We start from the raw sequence: 24134 nt of genomic DNA, 5'->3' as shown, positions 1-24134 counted from the left end.
TCAAGACGAAACATACGCCCGGCTGTGATGCAGGTCAATCGGGCATTTGCACTGTTTTGGTGCGGCGATTCACCCCATCAGCCCAGTGACAATAAAACCGCCTGTGTGTTCTGAATCAAGCTTGATCTGGATCAAAAATCGCCGCCGTCATCGCGCAGTGAAAAACGGACCGGAACGTCGATGGTCCGGCCGGCGACATCGGCGTCATCGGGTGGGGCGGGAAGCGGTTGTGCACGCCTGAGCATCGCGGCCAGTGCTTCGTCCAGGGACCGGTGCCCGGTAGCCTCCGCAACGTTGGCGCTCGCGAGGGTGGCGTCGCCGTCGAAACGCAGGCGAACAACCGCGTCGCCTTCGAGCCCCCGCAGGCGCGCCCGCCGCGGATAGCGCTGATGCTTCGACAGCCAGGTCCGCAATGTCTGCAGGTAATCACGCCGCGCCGCCGCACTGCCCTTGCCAGGGACCGGCTCGCCCGCGTCGGACGGAGCCGGGGGAGGCGACGGCGCAGGCGCAGACGTCTGGGTCTGGGGGCTTGTCTTAGGTTCAGGCTCAGGTTCAAGTGCCGGGGCGGGGGAGGGCTCTGCTTCAGGCTCAGGCTCAGGCTCAGGCTCAGGCTGGGGCTCTGGCTGAGGATCGGGCTGGGGCTCTGGTTTGGGCGCGGGCTCTGGCGCCTCAGCAATGGCCTTTTGCGTCTCGGCGATGGATCGAGAGGGTGCCGCGCCAAGCTCGATCCGCAGCCGATCGTCGGCAGCGCCCGGCGCCCGCGATTCCGGCGGACTGAGGGGTGGAGTAAGCCCCAGCAGCCCGGCATGGGCCAGGCCCGCCAGCAGAAAAGCCACGATCCAGATCCCGCCGCCGCGGTTCATGGCGCTCGGGTGACCAGGTCCACCGTCTCGACACCCTCATCGCGCAGCCGGCCGAGGATTGCCACAACCTGGGCGGCGTCAGCCCGCGCATCGGCGACAAGGCGGATCGTCGCGACGCCCCGGGCGCCCTGACGGTCCATGGCGGCAATGGACCGGGAGAGGGCGTCGGCATCGACCCTCTCGCCGTCGATCGCCACCGAGCCGTCCCGCGCGATGTGGATGACAGTGTCCGCCGAGGTTTCGAGGGCGGCACCGTCGTGTTCCGGGGGCGTGACGGCAAACGGTGCCGATGGGCTCAGGTGACCGGCAATCAGATAGAACGCCAGCAACAGGAACACGACATTGATCAGTGGCAGCAGACCGGCCTCGCGGTCGGCGGATCGCCGCCGAGGGGGAGTCTGCAGTCCGATCATGCGTCCTCCCCGTTTTTCAGTAGCGAGACCTCGATATCAAGGCGCTGCATTTCACCGAGCGCTTCAAGTGTGGTCTGTAACGAGACACCCGCCCGCGGCTGGAGGTGGATGCCGCGGACATCGCGCGTATTCACGGCCGCCTCAACGGCATCCATCATTCCTGCAGCGGGCACGCGCCGCCCCTCAATGATCGCGGCATCGGGCTCGAGGCTGACCCGCAGGATGTCAGAGGCGGTCGTGCCGGCCCCGGCGGGCGGGGCGATACCGACGGCTACCTGCTCGCGCGATTCGAGCGTCGAGGCGAGCATGAAAAATATCAGCAGGATAAAAATGACATCGATCAGTGGCGTCAGGCGGATCAGTGTGTGACGCGGTGGGGTATCGAGGGCAATTCGGGGGCCAGCGCCCATTACGAGGCCCGTTGATCGAGCCGCGCTGGACGCCGGGTGAAGAGCTCGGTGACCAGGCTGTCCATTTCCTCGCCCAGGTGCTGGACGCGTGCTTCCAGCCAGGTCGCGGCGGCCACCGCCGGGATCGCGACCGCCAGCCCCACGGCGGTGGTGGACAGGGCCTGCCAGATGCCGGCTGAGAGCACTGCCGGGTCGCTGCCAGTCCCGGTCTGCTCAAGCGCCTGGAACGCATCGATCATGCCGAGCACGGTGCCGAGCAGTCCCAGTAGCGGGGCGAGGCTCGCGATCAGTTCAAGTGGCCGCAGCCCGCCGCGCAGGCGTCGCAGCTGGGCCTGACCCAGTCGGGCAAGATCCTCGCGGAGTCGGGCCTCATCGGTATCGGCCTTCTGCAGTCCCTGGATGGCCCGGGCGACCAGCTGCCCGGCGGGGCTGCGCGCGGCACTGACGCAATCGGTGGCTTGATCGATGTCACCGGCGGTAAAGGCATGGACGGCGGCCCGCGCCTCGCCGAGTCGATGGCTGCGTGTGAGCACGGATTGCGCGATCTTGGCAAGCACGATGGCTAGCGCGGTGACGGACATCGCGAGCAGCAGGCCGATCACCGGTCCGCCGGTTTGGTAGAGGGCGACGAGACGATCGATTGCGGTCATGCGCCAAGCATACGTCAGCGCGGCGATGCGGCGAAATTGCCTCTGTTAGACTGGCGGCTTGTCCAGAGGAGTATCCATGAGTCTGATCCGCGTTGATGAAATCGAGTTTTCCGTCGGTGGTCCGCCGCTGCTCAAGGATGCATCGCTGACCATTGAGGATCGCGAACGCGTGTGCCTGGTCGGCCGCAATGGTGTCGGTAAATCGACGTTGCTGCGCATCATCGAGGGCGCGATCGAGCCGGATGCCGGACGGGTGCAGCGTGGTGAGGCGGCGAAGGTCTCACGCCTCGAGCAGGCCGTCCCCGATCATCTCGACGGTCGGGTGTTCGATGTGGTGACCGAAGGCCTGGGATCGCTGGGGGAGTTGCTTGCCCGCCACCATGATCTGGCCATGGCGATCGGCGCCGGTGAGGGCGACATCGACGAGCTCACCGATCTGCAGTCCCGCATCGAGGCGGCGGGCGGCTGGCAGATCGAGCAGCGCGTCGATGCCGTGCTGACCCGCTTCGGGCTGCCGGCGGACAGCCTTTTCTCGGGGCTTTCCGGTGGTCTCAAGCGGCGTGTCCTGCTGGCACGCGCGGTGGTGCCGGGCCCCGACGTGCTGTTGCTCGACGAGCCCACCAACCACCTGGATATCGACGCGATCCGTTGGCTCGAGAATTTCATGCGCGAATTCGATGGCGCCGTGGTATTCGTCACCCATGACCGGGCCTTTCTGCAGGCCGTCGCCACCCGCATCGTCGAGATCGATCGGGGTCAGCTCACCAGTTGGCCAGGCGATTATGCGAACTACCTGCGACGCCGCGAGGAGCGCGATCATGCCGAGGCCGAGGAGCAGGCGCGTTTCGATAAAAAGCTCAAACAGGAGGAGGCCTGGATCCGTCAGGGCATCAAGGCTCGGCGAACCCGCAACGAGGGCCGGGTGCGGGCCCTCAAGGCCATGCGCAAGGCGCGCGCCGAACGCCGTGAGCGGCCCGGCGAAGCGCGGCTGACAATGGCCGAGGGCGAGCGCTCCGGCAAGCGGGTCATCGAGGCCGAGCATCTGAGCTATGCCATCGACGGCAAGCCGCTGGTGACCGATTTCAGCACCCGCATCATTCGTGGTGACCGGATCGGCATCCTTGGCCCCAACGGGGTGGGCAAGACCACCCTGATCCGGCTGCTGGTCGGCGAGCTGGCGCCGGACAGCGGGTCGATCAAACTGGGGACAGGGCTTCAGGTGGCCTACTTCGATCAGCACCGTGCGTCGCTGGACGACCGCCGCACGGCGCGCGAGAACGTGGCCGGCGGCGAGGACTTCATCGATCTGGGGGATGGCAAACGGCGTCATGTAATGGGTTATCTGCAGGACTTCCTGTTCTCGCCCGAGCGCGCCAATGCCCCGATCAGCCGGCTGTCGGGGGGCGAGCGCAATCGCCTGCTGCTCGCGCAGCTGTTCGCGCGCCCCTCGAATCTGCTGATCCTCGACGAGCCCACCAATGACCTGGATGTCGAGACCCTCGAGCTGCTCGAAGAGCGGTTGGTGGACTACACCGGCACGCTGCTGCTGGTCTCGCACGATCGGGCGTTTCTCGACAATGTCGTCACCAGTGTTTTCGTTCCCGAGGCCGGTGGCCATATCGGCGAATACGTCGGTGGTTACGAGGACTGGCGGCGGCAGAGTCAGGCAGACGCGGCGCCCCGGGAGCCGGCGAAGCGTCGCGCCAGTAAACCGGCATCGTCGCCGAAAAAGCCGCGTAAGCTGAGTTATGGCGAGGCCCTGGAGCTCGATGAACTGCCCGCGCGCATCGAAACGCTGGAGGCTGCCGCCGAAGCCGCGCGTGAGAAGGCCAATGATCCCACCCTCTACCAAGCGGACGCAGCCACCGTTCAGGCCACTCTGGACGCCCTCGAGCAGGCCGAGGCCGAGCTCGCCGCGGCCTATGACCGCTGGGAGGCCCTGGAGGCGCAGCGCGCCCGTCTGGGCTAGGTGTTGACCACGCCCGCCGGGTCCAGCGGGATCATCGGGCCGCCGGCGGCCTGCGCATCGGCCGGATCATGGGTGACCAGCAGGGCGGGGATCGACCGGGCCCGGATGTGGTCGAGCACAAACCCGCGAATCCCGTTGCGCAGCGCCTGATCGAGCCGCGAGAAGGGCTCGTCCAGCAGGATTGCCTCGGGTTCGGCCAGCAGGCTCTGCATCAGCGCGGCGCGGGCCCGCTGGCCGCCGGACAGCGTCGCCGGGTCCCGGTCGCCCATGCCCTCGAGGCCCGCCGTGGACAGGGCTTCGTCGACCAGCCGTGCACGCGCCCGTCGTCCCCGCACCGTCGCCCGCAGACCGAACGCCAGGTTGTCACCGACGCTCAGATGCGGAAAAAGCCCGGCGTCCTGAAACATCATGCCGATGCGCCGCTGTTCCGCGGGGAGGCCATTGAGGGGGCGGCCATTCAGCGCGAGGTGACCGGTCAGCGCGAAGCCGCCGGGCAGATGCCCGGCAATCCCGTGCAACAGCGTCGTCTTGCCCACACCCGAGGGGCCCATCACGGTGGTCACGCTGCCCGCCTCGACCTGGATGGTGAGCGGCGCAAACAATGGCGCGCCACCTGGGGCCCGGATGGCGAGTGAGTCAATCGCCAGCGGCATAAGGCGACTCCCTGAGAAAACGACGGCGCCGTGCGCGCAGCGTCGGCGTCATGATGGCGATGGCGTAGGCGGCGATCGGGATCAGCATCTGGAGCATGGCATAGACCGCGGCGATGCGGCGATCCGCGCCGCTCGCAAGACTGACCGCCTCGGTGGTGAGGGTGTTGATGCGCCCACCGCCCATGATCAGCGTGGGCAGATACTGGGCGATGGAGACCGCCACGCCGATGGCGGCGGCCGCCAGCACCGGTCCCAACAGGACCGGCAGCTTGACCCGCAAAAGGCGTCGCAGCGGCCCGGCCCCCAGGCTCGCGGCCTGACGGCTGAGAAGCGGGTCATACCCCCGCCACGGACCGACCAGAACGAGCAGCACATAGGGGAAGACGAACAGTAGGTGTGCCCAGCCTACGGCCAGCAGCCCGGGGCCGATTCCCAACTGAAGGAAGCCGAACTGCAGCCCGGGCAGAAACCCGATCTGAGGCAGCAGCAACGGCAGGTAGAGGATTCCGGCCAGCAGCGTCGCCCCGCGGCGGTGCTCGCTCTCAAGCCAGGCGATGGCAAGGGCCAATGCCAGTGCGGTCGTTACCCCCGCGAATAGCAGGCTATGGCCCAGTGGCCCGATCCAGCTGTCGCCCGGCTGCCGCCAGGCGGCCATCGAAAGCTGATCGGGGAGGCGGCTGGGCCACGGCCAGCGCCAGGTCACCGACCAGACCATCAATGCCAGGATGGCCGCACTCGCCAGGCTCAGCAGGACCGGATTGAGCGCCCTGGCGAGCCCCAGGCCAAAGCCCGCCAGCCGTCCCCGGTGCCCGCGACGCAGCGCCACACGGCCAATGAGGGCGGTCATGCGCTCGATCGTCCAGACGCCGGCGAAGGTGACGAGGACCACCATCGCCTGCAGCAGGGCCCCGGCCCCGGCGGTCAACAGGCTCGAGAGTTCGGGCGCGGTATAGGCCCGCAACACCGTGACGGCGAGCACCGGCGGGTTGGCGGGCCCCAGAATCAGCGCCATGTCGACGTTCGAGAGCGCATAGCTGAGCACGATCAGCGTCGGCAGCCGGATCTGGGGCCACATCAGGGGCAGAACCACGCGGATCCAGGCGGCGGATCGGGAGTATCCCAGTGATCCTGCCTGGATCAGCCAGCGCTGGACCGGCAGGTGGCTGACGGAGGCACTCATGATCAACGCCAGAAACGGCACCTCTTTGACCAGTAAGCCCAGGATCAAGCCGATGCCCATGGGATCGCCCACCAGCGCCCAGTCGGGGGGCCGGGTCAGATCGAGGGGCGCCGCCACGAGCCGCAGTAACCAACCGGAGGGCGCGAGGATAAACGCAAGGCCGATGGCGATGGCGGCGTGGGGCGCGGCGAGAAAGGGGGCCAGCCAGGGCATGAGGGAGCGGCCAATGGATCGGCCGTGAAGGCTGGCGACCAGCGCAAAGGCGAGGGCAAAGCCGAAGCCGGTGGCGCTCAGCCCGGTCCACAGGGTGAGCTGGATCGAGGTTGCGAGTCCCGGCTGGTCAAGCAGCGTCCGCCAGGGGGCGAGTCCGATACTGCGCTCGCCAAGCGCGGGCAGCCAGCCGAACGCCGCGCCGAGGGTCTGCGCCAACCCGAGCAGCACCGGACCGATGAGTACCGCAATGATCAGGATCCGCAGCCCGGTGCGCAGGACAGCCGCCACCGAGCGTTAGCGGGTGTAGCGCTGCGCCCAGGTCTCGATGAGCCGTGTCATCCAGCTGGGATGCGGTTCAGGCAGCGTCCTGCCCAACGCCTCGCGGCTGGGCAGTGCGGGCGCGTCGGGCAGGGCTTCAAAGCGGGCGCGCTGCTCGGCGCTCAGCCGATCGAAGTCGAGCACCGAAAACGCACCCAGCACTTCGATGTTCTGCATGTGCGCCTGGGCCCGTGGTGAGAGGAGGAAGTTGGCGACAACCCTGGCGCCGGCGGTATGCCGGGCGTTGTAGGGGATCGCCACGAAACTGACATTGCCGATGCTGCCGGCCTCCGGAATCAGTACCCGCGCTGTCGGTGGCAGCAATCCCTGCTTGATGGCGGCGGCGGTGGAGGCCGGGTCAAATGACAGCCCGATATCAACGGCCCCGTCGTTGAGCAGCCGCTGCTGCTCGGATTCGTTGGCCGGATAGGTCTCGCCGCCGCGCCACAAGTGCGGCTGTATGGCGTCATACCAGTCCCACAGTGGGGCGGTTGCTGTGGCGAAGTCGGCCTCCTCCACCGGCGCCTGAAGGACCGCCGGGTCGGGCGTCAGCTCGATCAGCGCCTGTTTGAGGAATGTCGCGCCCATGAAGTTATCCGGGTGCGGGTGCGTAAAGCGGCCCGGGTTGGCCTGCGCCCACTCCAGCAGGGCCGGCATGGTCCGCGGTGGATTTTCGACCCGGGCGGCGTCGTAATTGAAGACAAAGCGTGCCAGTCGCCACGGGCTCTCGAGCCCCTCGGTCGGGACCGTGAAGTCGGTGGTATTGGCTGATCCGCGACTGAGGTCGAGATAGCGGCTGTTGGGCAGATCCCGCACGAACGGCCCGTGCAGCAGGTCCTGCTCCTTCATCGCCAGAAAGTTGGGGCCGTTGATCCAGAGTAGATCCACTGATCCCTGCTCGTCGCGGCCGGCCGCCTTTTCGGTCACCACCCGCGTTACCGCCTCAGCGGTGTCGGAGAGCTTGACATGGCGGACCGCCACATCGAACCGCGCCTCGGTCTGCTCGCCGACCCACTGGATGAAGGCATTGGTGCGCTGATCGCCGGCCCAGGCATTCCAGTACACCGTCTGACCCTCGGCTTCGCGCAGCGTCTGTGCCCAGTCCGAGCCGGTATCCTCACCGGTCTGGGCAGTGGCCGGCGTCACCAGGGCGATTGCCAGGAGCAGTATCCGTGAGCCCGCACGGACTCGGTGATGTCGGCTGTTCATGAAGCTGACTCCTGCTCGCGGAAAGTCTGGATACCCTGGACCCATCGGGTGAACGTGGTGATCAGACAGGCCAGTGCGAACCCGATGGCGATTTCGCCGAAGTAGCCGGGGAATAAGCAGATTGCGACAAAGAATGCGATGGTCTCGGTGCCTTCGGTGAGTCCGCTCAGATAGTGGATCCCCTTGCCGGTGAACGCTGAGGCGGGCAGGCCACGCTGGGCCGCGATCACCGCGAAGGCAAGAAACGATGACCCGGTCCCGACGAATGCGGTGATGACCACGGCGGCGGGCAGGGCATTGGCGGCCGGGTCGGCCACCGCAAAGCTGAGCGGGACGGTGGCGTAGAAAAAGAAATCAAGGGCGATGTCCAGAAACGCACCCCGGTCGGTGGGCCGGGTCAGCCGGGCGATGGCCCCGTCCAGTCCGTCAAGAAGCCGGTTGAGCAGGATGAATGACAGCCCCGCCAGATAGACCCCATTGGCGATGAAAAGCAGCGCGATGATGCCCATCGCGAAGCCGGTCAGAGTGGCCGTGTCCGCACCGATCCCGCGTGCCACCATGAATCGGGCGATGGGCGTCAGGGCCCGGCGCTGCAGGGGTTGAAGGGCGGCGTCGAGCACCGCCTATTCCACGCGATTGGGGCTGGCGATCAGTTCCAGGATCATGTGCGGCACCGTCAGGGCGGCCAGACCGATGAAGATGACCTGCATGAGAATCGCATCGCTCGGCATGTCCATGAGAAAGGGCACGGCCGCTGCCGCCAGTGCGTAGGTGGCGAGCGTTGTCGGCGCCACCGCCCGCAGCCGCGCTCCCCAGCTGTCGAGGTTGAGATCGCGCGCCGCGATGGTCAGATGCCGCGGGCTGTGCAGAAAGCACCAGTAGGCGATGAAGTAGGCCAGCGGATGCAGCACCGCCGCGCCCACAGCGAGCAGCAGCGGGTCGCGCCAGTCACTCATTGCCCGTTCCGGATGGAGGATCAGTGCGGCCAGCAGGATCCCGCCACCGAGCGCCAGCGCCCAGGGCGCGGCTGCGATGATCAGTCCGGTCTGATCAGCGCCGAGCATGGCGAACAGCGGCTCGACGACTGCGGGGTGGAAAGTGACCGGCAGGCCGAGGATCCACAGCCCGTAGCCGATTCCGCCGATGCGCCCGAGGCGATGGGCGACATCGTCACCGAAATGCACGGCGGAGTAGAGCAGAAAGACGGCGAGCGCGATGTTGGGCACCTGCAGCCAGATCGCGATCACCGCCGCGCTCAGCGCCATGTACCCGCCCAGAAAACCGAGCATGCGCGGCGCGTTATCCAGGTGCAGATAGCGTTTCGCCACCGCCGTGTCGAGACTGCCGTGGGGCAGGCCCAGCACCGCGGTGCTGAGCGCGAGCACGGCATAAAGCGGCCACTGACCCGGGAGTAGCGAGATCCCCAGCGAGATCAGCAGTCCGGCAGGGAACAGCCAGTAGGCAGGCGGCCGGTGTGTTGTATCCATGAGCGCCTCCGCAGAGCGAATCGTTGGTGACCGACCAATAGACTACCAAGGTCGACGAGTAGCGGATACGTTGTCAGATCAAGGATAGGGCTTGCGCGGCTGGCTGACGATGGACAGGATGCGGTTGATCATGGAACGCTCGATCCCTCAGCTTGAATCCCTTGCCCGTGCGGCGCTCGAGCGCAGCGGGACCCGCGCTGATAATGCACGCTCGGTGGTGGGTGTGGATGCGTCGACGGGATTCGCCTATCCCGCCATCGAGGCGGGTATTTCGGCGGCCATCGCGCCCTGGGGCAGTTGTTTTTGCTGCTGGATCCCGGGTTTTTTGCGGGTGGGGACGACTTCTTGCGGCGTGTTGAGGCGATGCTCTCGACAATGGCCGAGGAACCGGGGGTTCGGCTGCCCGGGGAACGGCGGCTGGCGGCCCGTCACGGGCACGACCAGACCATCGATCTGGATGCCGCCATCCTTGCCGATCTGGAGCAGCGCGCCCGCTCAGCGCCGGCTGGCTGAAGTGAGATGCGCGCAGTCGTTGAATCGGTTGATGCGGCAGCGATAGGTGCTGAGGCCGCCCGGCGAGCCGAGGTCCTCCCGTTGGGCCGCCGCCGACAGGGTGAATTCAAAGCGTGCCGTGTTCTCGGGCCGAAACCCCCAGATGCGGCGAGTACCCAGCAGCGCCGCCACCAGGTACTGCATGAACCCACCGTGGGTGACAGCAATGACGGTCTGCCCGTCGGCATGATCCGCCAGCAGTTGATTGATGACCGCCTCAGCGCGTTGCGCCCGCGCCGCGACCGGCTCCGCCTGGGGCACATCGTCCCAATGACCGTCCCGTCGAAATCGCTCGATGATCTGCGGGTAGTCACGATCCAGGTCGGTGGCCGTGCACCCTGAGAAAACCCCCACGTCATACTCACGCAGGGCATCGCGGGAGGCGATGGGTACAGACAGTGCTTGCCCGATCGGGCGTGCAGTGGCGAGAGCCCGCCCCAGCGATGAGCTGTAGAGGACCGGGTTTATCCACTCGCCGGGTTGCCGGGCCTGCTCATGGGCCAGGGCATCGGCCAGCGCCTGGGCCTGGGCCTGTCCGGCGGGGGTCAGCGGATAGTCGCTGTGACCCTGCCAGCGCCCTTCGTCGTTGGCGACGGTCTGGGCGTGACGGATAAGGGTTAAACGCATGAGGAGTGTTGTCTTGTCGCTCGCCGGGGCACCCGCTAGAGCATGGCCCACTGCAGTATGATCAATAAAGAGAGCAGCACCGCGACCACCTGCCAGAATGTCACTGGATCGCGGTCGATGAGCGGCTGTCTGTGGGCAGTGTAGCCGAGATCGTTACCGTGGTAGAGCGCGTGAATGAATTCCGATACATCCGCATAGCGCTGCTCGTATCGCGGATGGCAGGCGGTGGATAGAACCGCGTTCAACCAGTCCGGGCATTCCCGCCGCTTCCGTTGCAAGGGCTGGTATCTGAGCTTCCTGAGATCGCTGACCTGCCGGACCTGAGCTGCGGCGGGGCCATAGGGGAGATCACCGGTCAGCATTTCATAGGCGATGACGCCCAGCGAGTAAGTGTCGGAACGCTCGATGCCGTTTGAACCGAGAAAGTACTCGGGTGCGCTGTACTGCTGGGTTCCCAGGATCTGCCGGGGTCGCTCCTGATGATTTTCCGCCACGCCACGGACTTCGACGGCGCCGAAGTCGATGATTTTGACTTCTCCCTGCGCGTCAATCATCACGTTCTCCGGTCGAAGGTCCTGGTGGAGCATTTCCTGGCGGTGCATGGCGCGCAGGCCATATCCGATCTGACTGATGATCTCGCGTACCTCGGCGAGCGAGGGTCTGGGATGATCGCGCATCCATTGGCGCAGGCTCAGTCCCTCGATGTACTCAAACGCGGCGTAGAGGTATTGCGGCTTGAGCGTTCGCGGGAACGGCCTGAGGACGAACGCGCTCGACACGCGGGCTGCAATCCATTCCTCGGCGATGAAGCGCTCCATCGCCGCCGGGTCATCCCTCAGCTCCACCGATGGGACCTTGATGAGCGCGTACTGATCGGAATCCCGGTGTTGGGCGAGAAGGGCGCTACTGCGGTGGGATCGATGGACTTCGCGGATGACCCGGAACTCGTCCAGCGGGTCGCCGGGTTGCAGATCGGGTGGGAGCGGCAGCGTCTCGCTACCCCGCAGCCATTCATCGGTGTCTTTGTCCGGTGCCTGCTCAATTCGTAGCACCTGGGCTGTCACATTATCGTTGCTACCGTTTTCGAGGGCCGTCTGGCACAGGGCACGGGCAATGTCCTGGCAGCTCTGATCACTTCGCAGGTGGGCGCTGAGCGCCTGTTCGCTGACGAATTCGTGGACGCCATCGGTGGTCAGGACAAACCAGTCGCCGATATCGAACTGGCTGGTTGCGTAGTCCAGCTCAACGGCCGCCTGGACGCCGATGGCCCTCGACAGCGCGGCCTTACCGTCGACCCCGACCGCATGATGATCCCTTGTCAGTGGCTCGGCCGCCGTTGGGGTGAATCGGCAGGCCCGGGTATCTCCGACATGCACGCAGTGCGCCGTGCGGCCTTTGAGGACCAGCGTCGTCAGCGTGCAGACGTATCCACGATCCTTGTCGTAGCGCGCCCAGCTGTTGTCGGTGCGCGCATGCAGCCAGCCGTTAGTGGCGTTGACCACTTTGCTGAGCGCGTTTTTTACCGACCAGGCCGCGGAAGTGGAGTAGTAGTCGCTGACAATCGCTTCGACCGCCGTTTGACTTGCGATGTCACTGACTTCGCTTGACCCGATGCCGTCGGCGATTGCGATGGTGATGCCCTTGGTATCCAGATCAGGGCCGACGGGGATCCGCGCGGCGCAGGCATCCTGATTGACAGCCTTCTCACCGGCTGCCGTCCACTGTCCGAAGTCAATTTTCAGAGCGCACACAATAACCCGTCCTGAGCAATGAAAAAGGGGCCGATGTCAGGCACCGGCCCCTGCGTTACGTTCTACGATCCAGTACTGAATCAGGAGTCGTTGAACTCCTTTCTGGCACCCGTGCGCACATGGGTGGTGTAGAGCACGAGGCCGACCAGCAGCAGGCCGCCGACAAGATTACCCAACACCGTCGGGATCTCGTTCCAGATCAGATAATCGCCCAGCGTGAACTCGGCGCCCATCATGAGCCCTAGCGGGAAGAGAAACATGTTCACGACGGAATGCTCGAAGCCCAGATAGAAGAACACGATGATCGGCATCCACATACCGAGAATCTTGCCGGGCACCGTTGTCGAGATCGACGCGCCGACGACCCCCATGGAGACCATCCAGTTACAGAACATACCCCGCATGAAAAGATGGACCATCCCCCAGGCGCCGGCATCGGCGTACATGCTCGTACGGCTCTCGCCGACGGCCATCATCTGCTCGCCGATCGCGTTCACCTCATTGGCGAACCCCTGAGAAAGATAGAGATAGGCAAAAAAGGCGATGAACAGCGAGCCGATGAGGTTACCAAGGCCCACCAACCCCCAGCATTTCAGCATGCGTGGGATGGTCACGCCGGGACGCCCGTCGAGCCAGGCCAGCGGCACGATGGTGAATACACCCGTGAGCAGGTCGTATCCCATCAGATAAAGCATTGAGAAACCAACCGGAAACAACAGGGCACCGATCAGGAAGTTGCCGGTATTAACGGCGATGGAAATTGCGAAAAGAACGGCCAATGCAAGGGTGGCCCCGGCCATGATACCCCGCAGAACGGTATCCCGCTCGCTCATGTACACCTTGGACTCGCCCTGGTCCACCAGCTTCGTTACAAATTCGCTCGGCTGTAAGTAGGACATCGATTATCTTCCGGTCTTTGAATGTGGTCTGGTTCAAGGCATGTCGGGTGCAGACATGCCTTGAGCGTGAGTGCCAGTATCACCAGCGACGGTATGGGAGGAACTTCCCGTTCATCGTGACCTGAATCCGGTCGCCTTTCGGATCCGGAACTTTTTCAACTTCCATGGTGAAATCGATCGCGCTCATGATTCCGTCACCGGCTTTCTCGTGGATCAGCTCTTTGAGCGTCTCTCCATAGACGGCAGTAATCTCCTGGAATCGGTAGACCAGCGGATCGTTGGCCAGCTCATGGATGCGCTGCCCCTTGGCCGGGCAGCTGGTCAGCGCTGGAATATGGGCACTGTCGAGCCCCAGCAGCGCGGTGACCGCACTGGCCTGATCCTCGGTCAGGCTGTTTTCGCCGAGACAGGCGGACGTGAGGAAAACCGGCGAGCAGCCAACATGGTTGGCGATCTCTTCCCAGCTTATCGCTTTGTCGGCCTTTGCACTCAGGATTGCCTCGCGTACGGCGTCTTTAGCTGTCATCAATGTCTCCATTCTGCGGTTTCAGTAGATATCGCGTTGATAGCGCCCGTTTTTTGAGAGCGCGGCCAAATAATCGGATGCGTCAGCCTTTTCGTATCTGCCCTCCTTTTGAATGACGTGAATGAGTGCTTCATGCACGGCAGCGGCCATCTGCGTCGCATCGCCACAGACGTAGATATGGGCACCGGCCTCAAGCCACTGCCAGAGATCGTGTGACTGCTCGATGAGACGGTCCTGTACGTAAACCTTTTCCGTCCCATCCCTTGAAAAAGCGGTGGTCAGCCGGGTCAGTGCTCCACCGTCCATGCAGGCTTCAAGCTCCTCGCGGTACAGGAAATCGGTGCGCTCATGGGGATTGCCGAAGAATAGCCATGCGCCGCCTGTCGCCTGCTGATGGGCTCTCTCCTGCAGAAAAGCGCGAAAGGGTGCAATGCCGGTCCCCGGCCCAATCATGATGATGGGCGTTTGATCATCATCGGGTAGGCCGAAGTCATGTGCCTTCTGAAAATAAATCGGCAGCGGTTTGCCCAGGGCGCGATCACTGATGAACGTCGATGCGACGCCTTCTCGCTGCCGTCCCTCCGCTTCGTAGCGGACGGCCGCAACGGTTAGATGCACCTCGTCAGGGTTGTGGCGATAGGCGGATGAGATCGAATACAGACGCGGGCGCAGGGGATTGAGCCGGCTCAGGAGCTCGACGGGGTCCGGCCGTGCGCTGGGGTAGCGACTGAGCATGTCATAGAGATCCAGTGGGGAGTCGTCGAGGGACTCCTCGGCGATGGCCTCGAGGGCCTCCCGGTCAGCCGGCCGGGTGGCCGACTGTGCGAGACACTCGAGTGCCTCGTCGCTGGGGCATGTCACATCCAGCAAACCGCAAAGGGCTTCGTGAGCGGTGTACTCTCCCTCCCGAAGCGCAATTGACGCCCGGGCATCCAGACTGAGCGCCGAGAGAATGCCGGTTACCAGACCGGGGCTGTTTCTCGGGTAGACACCCAGGGAGTCCCCGGGGCTGTACTCGAGGCCACTGTCCTTGAGGTCGATGACCGCGTGGACGGTCTCCTTGGGCGAGCCTTGTCCATTCAAGCGATGAACCGATTTCAGATGAGCCATATAGGGGTGGTTCTTTGCATACCCCATGACTGGCATTTCTGGTGTTGAGGGTGCGGTCGCCGAACTGACGGTATCGCTGGTCTCGAGCAGTGCCTTGACCTTCTTGCGGGTTTTGGCACTGCCCGGTACGCACAGGCCGGGATCGGTCTCTTCGCCGGAAGCGAGCGCACCCGAGTAGCCTTTGCAGTCGTAGCCGCACTGGCCGCAGTCCTGTTGTGCCATTGCCGCCATCAGACGGTGGTGCAGCGGGGCATCTTCGGCGACCAGGCTCATCCGTTCATCCAACGGCAGGCTCATGTCGTGCCAGGCCGCTTCATCCAGGTCGATGGCCTTTTGAGTGGAAACTGGCTCGGCCGATCCATCGACATCCAGTTCAAGATCCTCACCCGTCGAGGTCAGACCGGCGAGATAGCCGTTGAGCCAGGCTCGATAGCCGGGGTCGAAGGGCGCATTGTCCGGGAGTCTGGGTGCTTGCATTCCAGTATTCCTATCCAGCTTTTATTTGACGGCCGCAGCGAAAACCGCCGTCCCACTGCGGCCCACAAAGTCCCGGAACGACTCGTGAGGGCCGAGTCGGCTGTCGTGATAGACATTCAGCACGTCGGCGATCAGCGGAATGACACTGTCGGTGGTCAGCGGACCGGTGATCTTTTCGCCCAGACCGCGTTTCTCACCCACGCCGCCGCCGACATAAAGGTGATAGCCCTCGAGCGGCTCGTCATCCTCGTCCTCAGGCTCAACCTTGGTACCCAGTAACCCGATATCCGCCACCTTGTGCTGCGCACAGGAGTTGGGGCATCCCGTGACATGAATGTTGAGCGGATAGTCCAGTTTCAGGTGTTTCTCGAGATAGTCGGCCAGTGCTCCCGCATCCCTTTTGGTGTTGGTATTGGAGAACTTGCATCCGACGTTGCCAGTGCAGGCCACCATGCCGGCACGGAATGTGGATACGTCATACTCGAGTCCGAGGCCCGCCAGTGCTGCTTTGACGGCCTCGAGGCGCTCTGTGGGAATGCCGCCGATCATCGCGTTCTGCCATACCGTGAGCCGGACCAGCCCATCGCCTTCCGCGTCAGCAATCCGGCCAAGTCCCCTTAGCTGGTCGCTGCTGCAATAGCCGAAAGGCGTCCAAACGCCAATCCAATGGTGTGCGCCGTCGTTCTGGGCGTGGACACCGACATGGGCATCCGGGCTGGGGTGAGGGGGTATCCTGAGATCGTCGGGTTCGAACTGATCGGGCTGGAAGGCCAGCAGACCAAGTACGGCATCCATGAACGCGTCATCGCCCATCTCGTCGAGCACGTACTTCATGCGTGCCTTTTTGCGATCGCTGCGACAGCCGCGACCGGCGTATGCGCGTAGGATGGCGTCGGCCACCGGCACACACTGCTCCGGTGTTACGACCCATGAGGTGGCCCTGGCAAAGGCATCGTGTCCGGGAATGCCGCCAATGCCCACTTGAAACCCGACGTCGCCGTCCGGCTTGATGACGGCACTGAAATCGATGTCGTTGGTGTCCGAAACCCCTCGGACCAGTCCGCCGCCATTGAAGGCGATGTTGAACTTTCGTGGTAACCCGTAAAGCGCACGGGTGTTGATCAGGTGGTAGTGCATCTCGCGGCATAGCGGCCGGGTGTTGAAGTACGCCTGTGGGTCGATCCCGGCAAGCGGATCTCCGGTGATGTTGCGGACGTTGTCGGCACCGGCGCCCCGCGTGATGATGCCCAGCTCCTGCAGCCTCAAAAGCACCTGATCAGTGCTGTGAGGACCGATTTCGCGGATCTGGAGATTGGCGCGGGTGGTGACGTGGGCGTAACCGCCGGCATGCTCGTCGGCGACGTCCGCGATACCCATGGCCTGCCTGCCGGTGAAGTGGCCATTGGGTGCCCGCAAGCGGCACATGAAAGCATCCTGATTAGGCGCCGTATAAAACAGACCGTGATACTTATAACGGAACACCTCGGTGCCCTTCGGCACGGTCCCCTCGGCGGCATTGGCTCGAATCGTGGGCCACATATCCAGTGGCGGTGCATCGCGCTTGGCGATCTCCTCGGGGACGAGTTTCTCACCAGCCGCCTCGGCACGTTCCTGCGCGTCGAGCTGAAGCGCGTCCGGGTGGTTATGAACCCGCGTCCCCGCCGCGTCTGCATTTGGCTCGAACAGCTTTGCCAGTCCCGCCTTTTCACGGCGGGCATCAACCCCGGAAGCGAAACCTTTGAGGTACTCGCGCTGCTCGTCGGTCAATTGAGAGAAGAGCGGCTGATCACTCATCGTCGACGCTCCATTGCGTGGCCTTGCCCGGGGTAGGGCATGATTCGTGCCAACCAGTACGTCGGATATTGTCGCGGTTGAGAAGTCCGCAGCACGCCACTCTGACCAACGTTGGTGCAGTTGCTGCACCACGACTTCCAGATTGGTTCACTGAGCGGCCATCGCGCGCGCGAGCGCATCAGTCAATGGCCGCATGAAATATCGCCCGGCCGGTGCGGCATCGACATGGATCGCGAGTGAGCGGAGCTTGTTCTCGACAACCGGCCCCATCGCTCCGACGGTCATGGCGGCGAGGGCGTCCCGGAGGGATTGCTCCGCGCCCTGTGCCTGACTGATCTGCATCAGCACGTCTGCCTGGCGCTTTGTCGAGAAAATGATGGCATCGACTTCGCCGCTGATAATGCGCCCTACGAGGGCCTTCGCGCGGTACTCGTCATTGTGGTCGGTGTAGACATAGGGCCAGACGGGAACCGGCTCAGCGCCGAGGGCCTTAATGGCGTTCTGAAGGGGCAGATTGGGTTCGGTGCCGTATAAAGCGAGGCCGACGGCACTTGATCTGACGCCCTGGGCAGTCAGAGTCCGGATTACTCCATCGGTGGTCGGTGTGTCGCTCCGGGTGGTTTCCGAAAGGCCCCACTGACGCAGGGCGCGCCCAGGCTTTGGCCCGCGCGTGAGCAGATTGACTGCGGCGAGACGGTCGCGCAGTGCGGTATCCATGCCGATCAGCTGGGCACGATCATGGAGTCGGCGAATGGCCTCTCCCGTGAGGATCACCAGATCGTTGATTGCGTGATCGTTGATGAACCGTTTGAGCCACCTATCGACCCGGTCCGTATCGGGTGTCGGTTTGATCCCAATCAGCGCGCAATACTCGACAACGGCACCCCGACGCTCGAGAAGCCCTGCCAGCTCTGTGGCCTGCCGTGTCTCGAGAATGGCGATCCGGTAGCCTTCAAACGGCTGTGGTTGAATCTTCGTCATCATGGAGTCCAATCCTCGCCTGTGTGGGGTCATGCGGGCCTCGGCCGTCGATGCAGTAACCGGGCATGAAAGCTGATTGCTCCCGGTCGCCGGCGAACCAGGCAAAGCGTCTCGACAGATGTGCAACTTCGCCGACGATCAATAGGGCAGGGGGGCGGACGTCTGCCACGTGTTGATCAAGATCCGCCAGCGTGGCGCGGATCACTCGCTGGTTGGCTGTTGTCCCCTGCTCGATCACAACGGCAGGAGTGGCTGGCTTGCGGCCGTGTTCAACCAGGCCTGCGCATATTTCAGGCAAGCTCCCGAGACCCATGTAGAAAACCAATGTGTCTGAACACTGGGCTAAATCGGACCACGGCAGTCGCAACACGCCGCTATGGCGATGGCCAGTGATGAACCGGACCGAATGGGCGTGGTCGCGATGGGTGAGTGGAATGCCCGCATAGCTCGCACAGCCGCTGGCGGCGGTCACCCCCGGGGCAATCTGAAAGTCGATGCCGGCTTCCACGATGGCGTCGAGCTCTTCGCCCCCACGACCAAAAATGAAAGGGTCACCGCCTTTCAGTCGGGCCACACGGCACCCCTGCCGGGCCTTATCGACCAGCAGCCGGCTGATTGACTGCTGGTCCATGGCATGTCGTCCGGCGGTTTTGCCCACATAGACGCGCTCGGCCTCGCGGCGGGCGAGGTCGACGATTGCCGGTGAAACCAGACGGTCATAGATGACAATGTCTGCGGAGCTTAGAAGACGCTGTGCCTGATTCGTCAGCAAATCGACGGCGCCCGGACCGGCGCCAATTAAATACACTTCGCCGGTATCCGGTTCGGTGATGCCGCTTTCGAGACGCCCATCAAGCGCGGCAGCGGCCTGTTCCTCACGGCCTGCCATCGCCATGTTTCCGATGGGCCCTTCAATAACCGCTTCCCAGAAGCGCTGGCGATTATCAACGCCCTCGATGCACCGCTTGGCCTTTTCCCGAAATCTCTCGAGCAGCCGGGTGAGGCGTCCGTACGAGGGTGGGATGAGCGATTCCAGTCGCCGCCTGACCAGGCGAGCCAGAACGGGCGATCGTGCGCCGGTGGAGACCGCGATGGTCATTGGACTGCGGTCGACGATACCGGGGAGAATGAAAGTGCACATCGACGGGACGTCCGCAACGTTGACGGGAATGCCCCGCTCGACACAGGCGTTATAGACGCGGCGCGCCTCCTCCTCGTCGTCCGTGGTAGCGATTACCAGGCGTACGTGGTCCAGGTAGCGGCGCTGGAATGAGGCGTCATGCCATTCCAGATAGCCGTCAGCAACCATTCGCTGGGCTTCGCCCTCAAGCTGGCGGGTGACCAGTGTTACTTCTGCGTTGGCTTTTTTGAGAAGCTCTGCCTTGCGGGCGGCAACGGCATTGCCGCCCACGACCAGACAACGTTCACCCTGAAGGTTCATGAAAATGGGGAGTTGGTCCATGGGATCTCCGCGTCGAGGATTCACAGCGAAAATCTGCAAAACTCGTGCCGTAAGGAGGTGACATGGCGACTGACGTGGCCGTCATCACGGGGGCAGGCTCGGGTATTGGCGCGGCGCTGGCCGTCGAACTCGCCGACTGGGGGCTCTCGGTGGCATTGATCGGTCGGCGCCGCGATGCACTCGAGCGCACATGCGCGTCACTGCCGGAGGGCGCGACGGGTTTTGTCCTGCCCGGCGACATCGCCATCAGGGATGATCGCCAGCGTCTGATCACAAAGCTCGGCGAGCGCCTTGAGCCGACCGGGGCGCGGCTGCGTTATCTGGTGCACAACGCTGGGGTGGGGGAACCGGCGACCGGCATTGAGGGCATTGATCCCGACGACCTGGCCCAGGCGCTGGCAGTCAATGTCACGGCACCGCTCGCCCTCACCCAGGGGCTGCTGCCGCTGCTGCGGGCGGCGTATCCGTCACGGGTGCTCATGGTGGGTGCCGGGATAGCCGATCGCCCCCAGCCGGGCACTGGCAGTTACGGCATCAGCAAAAAGGCGCTGGCGCGCTTATTCGAGCAGCTGACGATGGAGTTCGCCCGGTCGGCGGTGACGGAGCCCGACGTCGCACTGTTTCAGCCGGGATTGGTGGATACCCCGGGCATCCGCACCCATCTTGAGGCAGCGCGTCGTTGCGGTCTGCCGCATGTTGACTACCTCGACCAGGCGCTTGCCGCTGGCCAATCCCGCTCGGCCGAGGCCGTTGCCGGGGCAATGGCCGAGGCCCTGATCGACATGTCGACCGAGCACTTCGCCGGCGCTTTCCTGCGGCCTTGAGCCTGCGGACGGGCTCCTAACCCGGCGCGCCCGCGGTCTCGTCAGCCTGGACGGCCTGGGCGCGGTTGCGGACCTGTTTGACCATCGCGACAAAGCCGTCGCGGCGATTGGCGGTCAGCTGCTGCGAGAGCCCCAGGTCATCAAAGAGCGACTCGATGTCGGTGTTGAGGATTTCCTGAGGCGTCTTCCCCGAGTAGGCCTTGAGCAGGATGGCGACCAGTCCCTTGACGATGAAGGCGTCGCTGTCGGCAGTGAAGAACATCCGCGGCGGGTGCTCGTTACTTATCGTCGTCTCGAGCCAGACATTACTGGTGCAGCCATCGACGCGGTTGGCTTCGGTGCGTGCCTCGTCGGGCAGTTCCGGTAACTCGCGACCCATGTCGATCAACAGGCGATAACGATCTTCCCAGTTGTCGAGGAAGTTGAACGTATCGATGAGGCGCTGCAGATCCATGGCTGATTCCTCCAATCATTGATAGGTATACGATAACATCCATGAATCGCGTCCATGAACGCTGCCATCGCCTACCAGGACTCGCCGAAGGGCCGGGCTTCCACCTCGAATGACCATGCCGAGCGCGGTTGCTGGACGAGCCAGTATGCCGTTTCCGCGACATCATTCGGATCAAGGAAAAACGTATCGGGCTTGTCGGGCAGGCGTTCCCGGGTGCGCGGCAGATCCACGATGCCGTCGATCATGATGGTGGAGACGTGGATTCCGTCGGGCCATAGCTGCTTGGCCAGTGACTCAGTGAGATTGCGCTGGGCCCCTTTTGCGCTCGCGAACGCGGCGGTCTTTGCCGCACCCCGGCGTGATGCGGTGGCGCCGGTGACGACGATGCTGCCGTGACCGGCACGGCGCATGTCCGGTGCGACAGCGCGCGCAGCTGCCACCAGACCGAGTGTATTGACTCGCCAGGATTGCTCGAACGCCGAGAGTTCGAGTGACTCGAAGTCACCCCAGATGCCGGCACCGGCGTTGTGCAGCAGCACCTCCACCGGGCCGAGTGCTTCGCGGATCCGGGCAAAGGTCTCGCTGACCCCGGTGGGATCGCCGATATCGCATTGATAGGCGTGCGCGCTGTCGCCGATCTCCGCGGCCAGCGAGTCACAGAAATCCGCCGACCGGGCGATCAGCGCGACACGGTAGCCGGCCGCAGCGAAACGGCGGGCGAATGCCGCGCCGTTACCCGGTCCGACCCCGTTGATCACGCAGACAGGCTGGACGTTATTCATGGGATGCTCCAGATGCCAATACAAGCCAGTAGCGTATCAGTGAGGAATGCCGGGGGGTTGCCATAGAACCTATCTGACTCGCGGTATAACAAATAAATATTAAAAGGCAATTGTAAATATCAGATCAACATACTCTAATGGCGCGGGTTCGAAATCCATCGAAGGAGTACAGACAATGTTGACTCGTCTATCTGTTCCGGGTGTCGCCCTTGGCGCTCTGATAACCGCGGCGCCCGCGCTCGCCAGCGTGCCATCGCTGGTGGATCCTGCGTGGCTCGCGGACAGGCTCGACCAGGATGATGTCGCAATTCTCGATGTGCGCAGTCCCATCGATGACGGTAACCGTGTGGCGTTCAGCGAAGGGCATATCCCCGGCGCCGTGGATGCGGGTTATACACGACATCCCTGGCGCGCGGAGCAGGAGGATGTAACCGGCCAGCTGCCGCCCGTGGAACAGCTCGAGGGCTTGATTGAAGGATTTGGAGTCGACAATGCGGACACCGTGGTGATCGTTCCGGCCGGTACCGGCGCGACTGACTTCGGCAGTGCGGCAAGGGTTTACTGGACCTTCAAGGCGCTTGGTCATGAGCAGGTGACCATACTCAATGGCGGTTACCAGGGATGGCTCGAAGCAGGTCATGGGACCGCCGATGGAGTTGTTTCGGTCGCTCCGGGAGAATTCAACGCCGACCTGCAGACTGACATGATCGTCACCACAGCCGATGTCGAACAAGCTGATGATCGAGGTCTGCAGCTGATCGATGCCCGCCCTGCGGAATTCTTCGAGGGCGATCGTCAGCATCCCGGTGCGCGCGTTGCTGGCACCATTCCCGGGGCCATCAATCTGCCCCACAAAGATTTCATCCGTGAGGAGGAGGTCTGGCGCTTCGACCCGGCAAGCGTCAACAGCGCTATCGATGCGGACACCCTCGCAGAAGGCCGCCGCCCCGTGTCGTTCTGCAACACCGGTCATTGGGCAACGACGACCTGGTTTGCCCTGTCGGAAGTCCGCGGCATCGACGATGTGGGCCTTTACGACGGCTCCATGGTCGCCTGGACCGCAAGTGAATCCCGCCCGGTCGACGTTGCCAAGCGCGGTCTCGCGCGGATCCTCGAATTCTTCGGAGGCTGATGATGGGGAATGCCGCTGTGGCCGCCGCGGCCCCCGCGACCGCCCGGCCGATCGATCGGTTCATCGTCACGACGGCGCTCACGGGGCTTGCCGTGATGGCAGGTCTGATCGCCCTGGAGGCGCCCGCTGACCGTGTGTGGTTACTGCTCATCGGGGCGGGTCTGGGCATCGCCCTGTATCACGCCGCATTCGGGTTCACGGCCGGCTGGCGGAATATGGTCACCCGCCGGCGTAGCGGTGGATTGCGGGCCCAGCTGCTTTTACTGGCCATCGCGACGGTGCTGTTCGTTCCAGTGCTCGGCTGGGCGGAGGGTCTTGGGTTGACCGGCATCAGTGGAACACTCGCGCCGGTCGGCGTTTCGCTGGTGGTAGGTTCGCTGTTATTCGGCTTCGGAATGCAGCTCGGGGGCGGCTGCGGCTCAGGGACGTTATTTACGGTCGGAGCCGGTAATCTGCGCATGATGATCACACTGCTGATGTTCGTAGTCGGATCGGTGATCGGGACCATGCACCTTCCCTGGTGGCTGGAGCGACCGGGTATTGACCCCGTCAATCTAACGGAACGGCTGGGGGTTTTCGCGACCATCGGGACGCAGCTCGCGGTGATTGGAATACTCGCCTCGGCAGTGCTCTGGCTTGAGCGGCGTCGTCATGGGTCGGTAGACCGTGCCCTGATGGCGCCTCGGGATACCGGTGCCGTCACGACTCTGTTCAAGGGTGGCTGGCCGTTGCTTTGGGGCGCAATCGCCCTGGCAGTGCTGAATCTCGCAACGCTTCTGGTCGCCGGCTATCCATGGGGGGTGACCTTTGCCTTCGGTCTCTGGGGCGCAAAGATCCTTCAGGCTACCGGTGTCGACATGGCGCAGTGGTCATTCTGGACATGGGACTACCCAGCCCTCGCGCTACGGGACAGCCTGCTCGTTAATGTGGTCTCGGTCATGAACTTCGGGCTGCTCCTGGGGGCCATGCTGGCGGCCGGGTTGGCGGGACGCTTCAATCGGGCGAGCCAGAAACCGCTCAGTGGCCGCTCAATGCTGGCGGCGGTCGTCGGTGGTCTGTCCATGGGTTATGGGGCCCGGCTGGGATTCGGCTGCAACATCGGCGCGATGTTCAGTGGCATTGCCTCAGCCAGCCTTCATGGCTGGATCTGGTTTGCCTGTGCTTTTGCGGGCTCAATCCTGGGGATTCGTCTGCGCCCATGGTTCGGTCTGGACCAGCCGGAGGGACGATGAGCGGAAACCGGGACTATACGCGGGGACGAGTGATCCTGGTCCTCGTCGGTCTGCTTATCGTGATCCTCGCGGATCATTTCCATTCGGCGACGTTTGCCCGCAATAGTGGGCAGGCTGGAGTGACCACGAGCTATTCCCAGCTCGACAGTGGTGCGTGCGCACCCTG

Annotated in this window: 24 protein-coding genes; 5 read left to right on the top strand and 19 right to left on the bottom strand. The window is 63.9% G+C overall.

Annotation, left to right across the window (positions count from 1 at the left end; genetic code table 11):
• Positions 1-131: 131 nt before the first annotated feature.
• Genes BBH56_RS04785 through BBH56_RS04770 form a run of 4 tightly spaced genes read right to left on the bottom strand, consistent with a single transcriptional unit; the run spans position 132 to position 2336 of the window.
• Complete coding sequence (locus BBH56_RS04785; RefSeq protein WP_144348377.1) at positions 132-863, bottom strand: energy transducer TonB family protein; 732 nt, start codon at positions 861-863, stop codon at positions 132-134.
• Positions 860-1276: an ExbD/TolR family protein gene (locus BBH56_RS04780; RefSeq protein ID WP_144348376.1), complete on the bottom strand. Its 417-nt coding sequence runs from the start codon at positions 1274-1276 to the stop codon at positions 860-862. Before BBH56_RS04780 ends, BBH56_RS04785 begins: the two co-directional genes overlap by 4 nt.
• Entirely contained in the window at positions 1273-1686 is a 414-nt protein-coding gene (locus BBH56_RS04775; protein ID WP_144348375.1) for an ExbD/TolR family protein, read from the bottom strand. Before BBH56_RS04775 ends, BBH56_RS04780 begins: the two co-directional genes overlap by 4 nt.
• A complete protein-coding gene (locus BBH56_RS04770; RefSeq protein WP_144348374.1) occupies positions 1686-2336 on the bottom strand; it encodes a MotA/TolQ/ExbB proton channel family protein in 651 nt (216 codons plus the stop codon). Before BBH56_RS04770 ends, BBH56_RS04775 begins: the two co-directional genes overlap by 1 nt.
• Positions 2337-2412: 76 nt before the next feature.
• On the opposite strand from BBH56_RS04770, the gene BBH56_RS04765 reads away from it, so the two are divergent.
• Positions 2413-4305 carry an ATP-binding cassette domain-containing protein gene (locus tag BBH56_RS04765; protein ID WP_148122113.1) on the top strand — a complete coding sequence of 631 codons (1893 nt, stop codon included), beginning with the start codon at positions 2413-2415 and terminating at the stop codon, positions 4303-4305.
• On the opposite strand, the gene BBH56_RS04760 is transcribed toward BBH56_RS04765, so the two are convergent.
• From BBH56_RS04760 to BBH56_RS04740, 5 genes are read right to left on the bottom strand one after another with little or no spacing between them, the layout of a single operon-like run.
• A complete protein-coding gene (locus tag BBH56_RS04760) occupies positions 4302-4958 on the bottom strand; it encodes an ATP-binding cassette domain-containing protein (RefSeq protein ID WP_148122112.1) in 657 nt (218 codons plus the stop codon). The two genes, BBH56_RS04765 and BBH56_RS04760, sit on opposite strands and share 4 nt — an antisense overlap.
• Positions 4942-6639 (bottom strand): ABC transporter permease, encoded by a 1698-nt coding sequence (locus BBH56_RS04755; protein ID WP_148122111.1) that lies wholly within the window; start codon positions 6637-6639, stop codon positions 4942-4944. The genes BBH56_RS04760 and BBH56_RS04755 overlap by 17 nt, the downstream gene beginning before the upstream one ends.
• Before the next feature lie 6 nt (positions 6640-6645).
• Positions 6646-7878: an ABC transporter substrate-binding protein gene (locus tag BBH56_RS04750; protein WP_148122110.1), complete on the bottom strand. Its 1233-nt coding sequence runs from the start codon at positions 7876-7878 to the stop codon at positions 6646-6648.
• On the bottom strand, positions 7875-8498 hold the full coding sequence (locus BBH56_RS04745; protein WP_148122109.1) for a CDP-alcohol phosphatidyltransferase family protein: 624 nt from the start codon (positions 8496-8498) through the stop codon (positions 7875-7877). Before BBH56_RS04745 ends, BBH56_RS04750 begins: the two co-directional genes overlap by 4 nt.
• A 3-nt stretch (positions 8499-8501) precedes the next feature.
• Positions 8502-9365 carry a Brp/Blh family beta-carotene 15,15'-dioxygenase gene (locus BBH56_RS04740; RefSeq protein ID WP_110882669.1) on the bottom strand — a complete coding sequence of 288 codons (864 nt, stop codon included), beginning with the start codon at positions 9363-9365 and terminating at the stop codon, positions 8502-8504.
• A 345-nt stretch (positions 9366-9710) separates the two neighbouring features.
• On the opposite strand from BBH56_RS04740, the gene BBH56_RS04735 reads away from it, so the two are divergent.
• The gene (locus tag BBH56_RS04735; RefSeq protein WP_198515270.1) at positions 9711-9878 is read left to right on the top strand and encodes a hypothetical protein; all 168 of its coding nucleotides are present in this window, start codon (positions 9711-9713) and stop codon (positions 9876-9878) included.
• Here BBH56_RS04735 and BBH56_RS04730 read toward each other — a convergent pair.
• The 8 genes from BBH56_RS04730 to cysG all read right to left on the bottom strand — a co-directional run bounded on the left by BBH56_RS04730 (position 9861) and on the right by cysG (position 19544).
• A complete protein-coding gene (locus tag BBH56_RS04730) occupies positions 9861-10544 on the bottom strand; it encodes a histidine phosphatase family protein (RefSeq protein WP_148122107.1) in 684 nt (227 codons plus the stop codon). The genes BBH56_RS04735 and BBH56_RS04730 overlap by 18 nt on opposite strands.
• A 35-nt stretch (positions 10545-10579) precedes the next feature.
• Complete coding sequence (locus tag BBH56_RS04725; RefSeq protein ID WP_148122106.1) at positions 10580-12295, bottom strand: protein kinase domain-containing protein; 1716 nt, start codon at positions 12293-12295, stop codon at positions 10580-10582.
• A gap of 80 nt (positions 12296-12375) precedes the next feature.
• Positions 12376-13194, bottom strand: coding sequence for a formate/nitrite transporter family protein (locus tag BBH56_RS04720; RefSeq protein WP_148122105.1), 819 nt, complete (start codon positions 13192-13194; stop codon positions 12376-12378).
• 79 nt (positions 13195-13273) lie between these two features.
• Positions 13274-13720 carry a cyanase gene (gene cynS / locus BBH56_RS04715; protein WP_148122748.1) on the bottom strand — a complete coding sequence of 149 codons (447 nt, stop codon included), beginning with the start codon at positions 13718-13720 and terminating at the stop codon, positions 13274-13276.
• A gap of 21 nt (positions 13721-13741) precedes the next feature.
• The gene (locus tag BBH56_RS04710; protein ID WP_148122104.1) at positions 13742-15307 is read right to left on the bottom strand and encodes a sulfite reductase subunit alpha; all 1566 of its coding nucleotides are present in this window, start codon (positions 15305-15307) and stop codon (positions 13742-13744) included.
• Between the two features lie 21 nt (positions 15308-15328).
• The gene (locus tag BBH56_RS04705) at positions 15329-17101 is read right to left on the bottom strand and encodes a NirA family protein (RefSeq protein ID WP_148122103.1); all 1773 of its coding nucleotides are present in this window, start codon (positions 17099-17101) and stop codon (positions 15329-15331) included.
• Between the two features lie 147 nt (positions 17102-17248).
• A complete protein-coding gene (locus BBH56_RS04700; RefSeq protein ID WP_235012781.1) occupies positions 17249-18085 on the bottom strand; it encodes a uroporphyrinogen-III synthase in 837 nt (278 codons plus the stop codon).
• The gene (gene cysG / locus BBH56_RS04695; RefSeq protein ID WP_148122101.1) at positions 18054-19544 is read right to left on the bottom strand and encodes a siroheme synthase CysG; all 1491 of its coding nucleotides are present in this window, start codon (positions 19542-19544) and stop codon (positions 18054-18056) included. The genes BBH56_RS04700 and cysG overlap by 32 nt, the downstream gene beginning before the upstream one ends.
• 62 nt (positions 19545-19606) lie before the next feature.
• On the opposite strand from cysG, the gene BBH56_RS04690 reads away from it, so the two are divergent.
• Positions 19607-20368 carry an SDR family NAD(P)-dependent oxidoreductase gene (locus BBH56_RS04690; protein WP_148122100.1) on the top strand — a complete coding sequence of 254 codons (762 nt, stop codon included), beginning with the start codon at positions 19607-19609 and terminating at the stop codon, positions 20366-20368.
• A gap of 16 nt (positions 20369-20384) precedes the next feature.
• Here BBH56_RS04690 and BBH56_RS04685 read toward each other — a convergent pair whose 3' ends face one another.
• Positions 20385-20822, bottom strand: a complete 438-nt coding sequence (locus BBH56_RS04685) for a SufE family protein (RefSeq protein WP_148122099.1) — start codon at positions 20820-20822, stop codon at positions 20385-20387.
• A gap of 71 nt (positions 20823-20893) precedes the next feature.
• On the bottom strand, positions 20894-21604 hold the full coding sequence (locus tag BBH56_RS04680; protein WP_148122747.1) for an SDR family NAD(P)-dependent oxidoreductase: 711 nt from the start codon (positions 21602-21604) through the stop codon (positions 20894-20896).
• 175 nt (positions 21605-21779) lie between these two features.
• On the opposite strand from BBH56_RS04680, the gene BBH56_RS04675 reads away from it, so the two are divergent.
• Both BBH56_RS04675 and BBH56_RS04670 read left to right on the top strand, forming a co-directional pair.
• Positions 21780-22736: a sulfurtransferase gene (locus BBH56_RS04675; protein ID WP_148122098.1), complete on the top strand. Its 957-nt coding sequence runs from the start codon at positions 21780-21782 to the stop codon at positions 22734-22736.
• Positions 22736-23968 carry a YeeE/YedE family protein gene (locus BBH56_RS04670; protein WP_198515269.1) on the top strand — a complete coding sequence of 411 codons (1233 nt, stop codon included), beginning with the start codon at positions 22736-22738 and terminating at the stop codon, positions 23966-23968. Before BBH56_RS04675 ends, BBH56_RS04670 begins: the two co-directional genes overlap by 1 nt.
• The last annotated feature ends 166 nt before the right edge of the window (positions 23969-24134 follow it).

It is taken from the genome of Spiribacter roseus (assembly GCF_002813635.1).
Taxonomy (GTDB): Bacteria; Pseudomonadota; Gammaproteobacteria; order Nitrococcales; family Nitrococcaceae; genus Spiribacter; species Spiribacter roseus.
Note: the sequence above shows the minus strand (reverse complement) of the source record. Positions and strands in the feature narration are given on the sequence as shown.

Coding starts and splice junctions, on each gene's coding strand:
- BBH56_RS04785 (WP_144348377.1), bottom strand. CDS start 863: ATGAACCGCGGCGGCGGGATCTGGATCGTGGCTTTTCTGCTGGCGGGC.
- BBH56_RS04780 (WP_144348376.1), bottom strand. CDS start 1,276: ATGATCGGACTGCAGACTCCCCCTCGGCGGCGATCCGCCGACCGCGAG.
- BBH56_RS04775 (WP_144348375.1), bottom strand. CDS start 1,686: ATGGGCGCTGGCCCCCGAATTGCCCTCGATACCCCACCGCGTCACACA.
- BBH56_RS04770 (WP_144348374.1), bottom strand. CDS start 2,336: ATGACCGCAATCGATCGTCTCGTCGCCCTCTACCAAACCGGCGGACCG.
- BBH56_RS04765 (WP_148122113.1), top strand. CDS start 2,413: ATGAGTCTGATCCGCGTTGATGAAATCGAGTTTTCCGTCGGTGGTCCG.
- BBH56_RS04760 (WP_148122112.1), bottom strand. CDS start 4,958: ATGCCGCTGGCGATTGACTCACTCGCCATCCGGGCCCCAGGTGGCGCG.
- BBH56_RS04750 (WP_148122110.1), bottom strand. CDS start 7,878: ATGAACAGCCGACATCACCGAGTCCGTGCGGGCTCACGGATACTGCTC.
- BBH56_RS04740 (WP_110882669.1), bottom strand. CDS start 9,365: ATGGATACAACACACCGGCCGCCTGCCTACTGGCTGTTCCCTGCCGGA.
- BBH56_RS04730 (WP_148122107.1), bottom strand. CDS start 10,544: ATGCGTTTAACCCTTATCCGTCACGCCCAGACCGTCGCCAACGACGAA.
- BBH56_RS04720 (WP_148122105.1), bottom strand. CDS start 13,194: ATGTCCTACTTACAGCCGAGCGAATTTGTAACGAAGCTGGTGGACCAG.
- cynS (WP_148122748.1), bottom strand. CDS start 13,720: ATGACAGCTAAAGACGCCGTACGCGAGGCAATCCTGAGTGCAAAGGCC.
- BBH56_RS04710 (WP_148122104.1), bottom strand. CDS start 15,307: ATGCAAGCACCCAGACTCCCGGACAATGCGCCCTTCGACCCCGGCTAT.
- BBH56_RS04705 (WP_148122103.1), bottom strand. CDS start 17,101: ATGAGTGATCAGCCGCTCTTCTCTCAATTGACCGACGAGCAGCGCGAG.
- BBH56_RS04700 (WP_235012781.1), bottom strand. CDS start 18,085: ATGATGACGAAGATTCAACCACAGCCGTTTGAAGGCTACCGGATCGCC.
- cysG (WP_148122101.1), bottom strand. CDS start 19,544: ATGGACCAACTCCCCATTTTCATGAACCTTCAGGGTGAACGTTGTCTG.
- BBH56_RS04690 (WP_148122100.1), top strand. CDS start 19,607: ATGGCGACTGACGTGGCCGTCATCACGGGGGCAGGCTCGGGTATTGGC.
- BBH56_RS04685 (WP_148122099.1), bottom strand. CDS start 20,822: ATGGATCTGCAGCGCCTCATCGATACGTTCAACTTCCTCGACAACTGG.
- BBH56_RS04680 (WP_148122747.1), bottom strand. CDS start 21,604: ATGAATAACGTCCAGCCTGTCTGCGTGATCAACGGGGTCGGACCGGGT.
- BBH56_RS04675 (WP_148122098.1), top strand. CDS start 21,780: ATGTTGACTCGTCTATCTGTTCCGGGTGTCGCCCTTGGCGCTCTGATA.
- BBH56_RS04670 (WP_198515269.1), top strand. CDS start 22,736: ATGATGGGGAATGCCGCTGTGGCCGCCGCGGCCCCCGCGACCGCCCGG.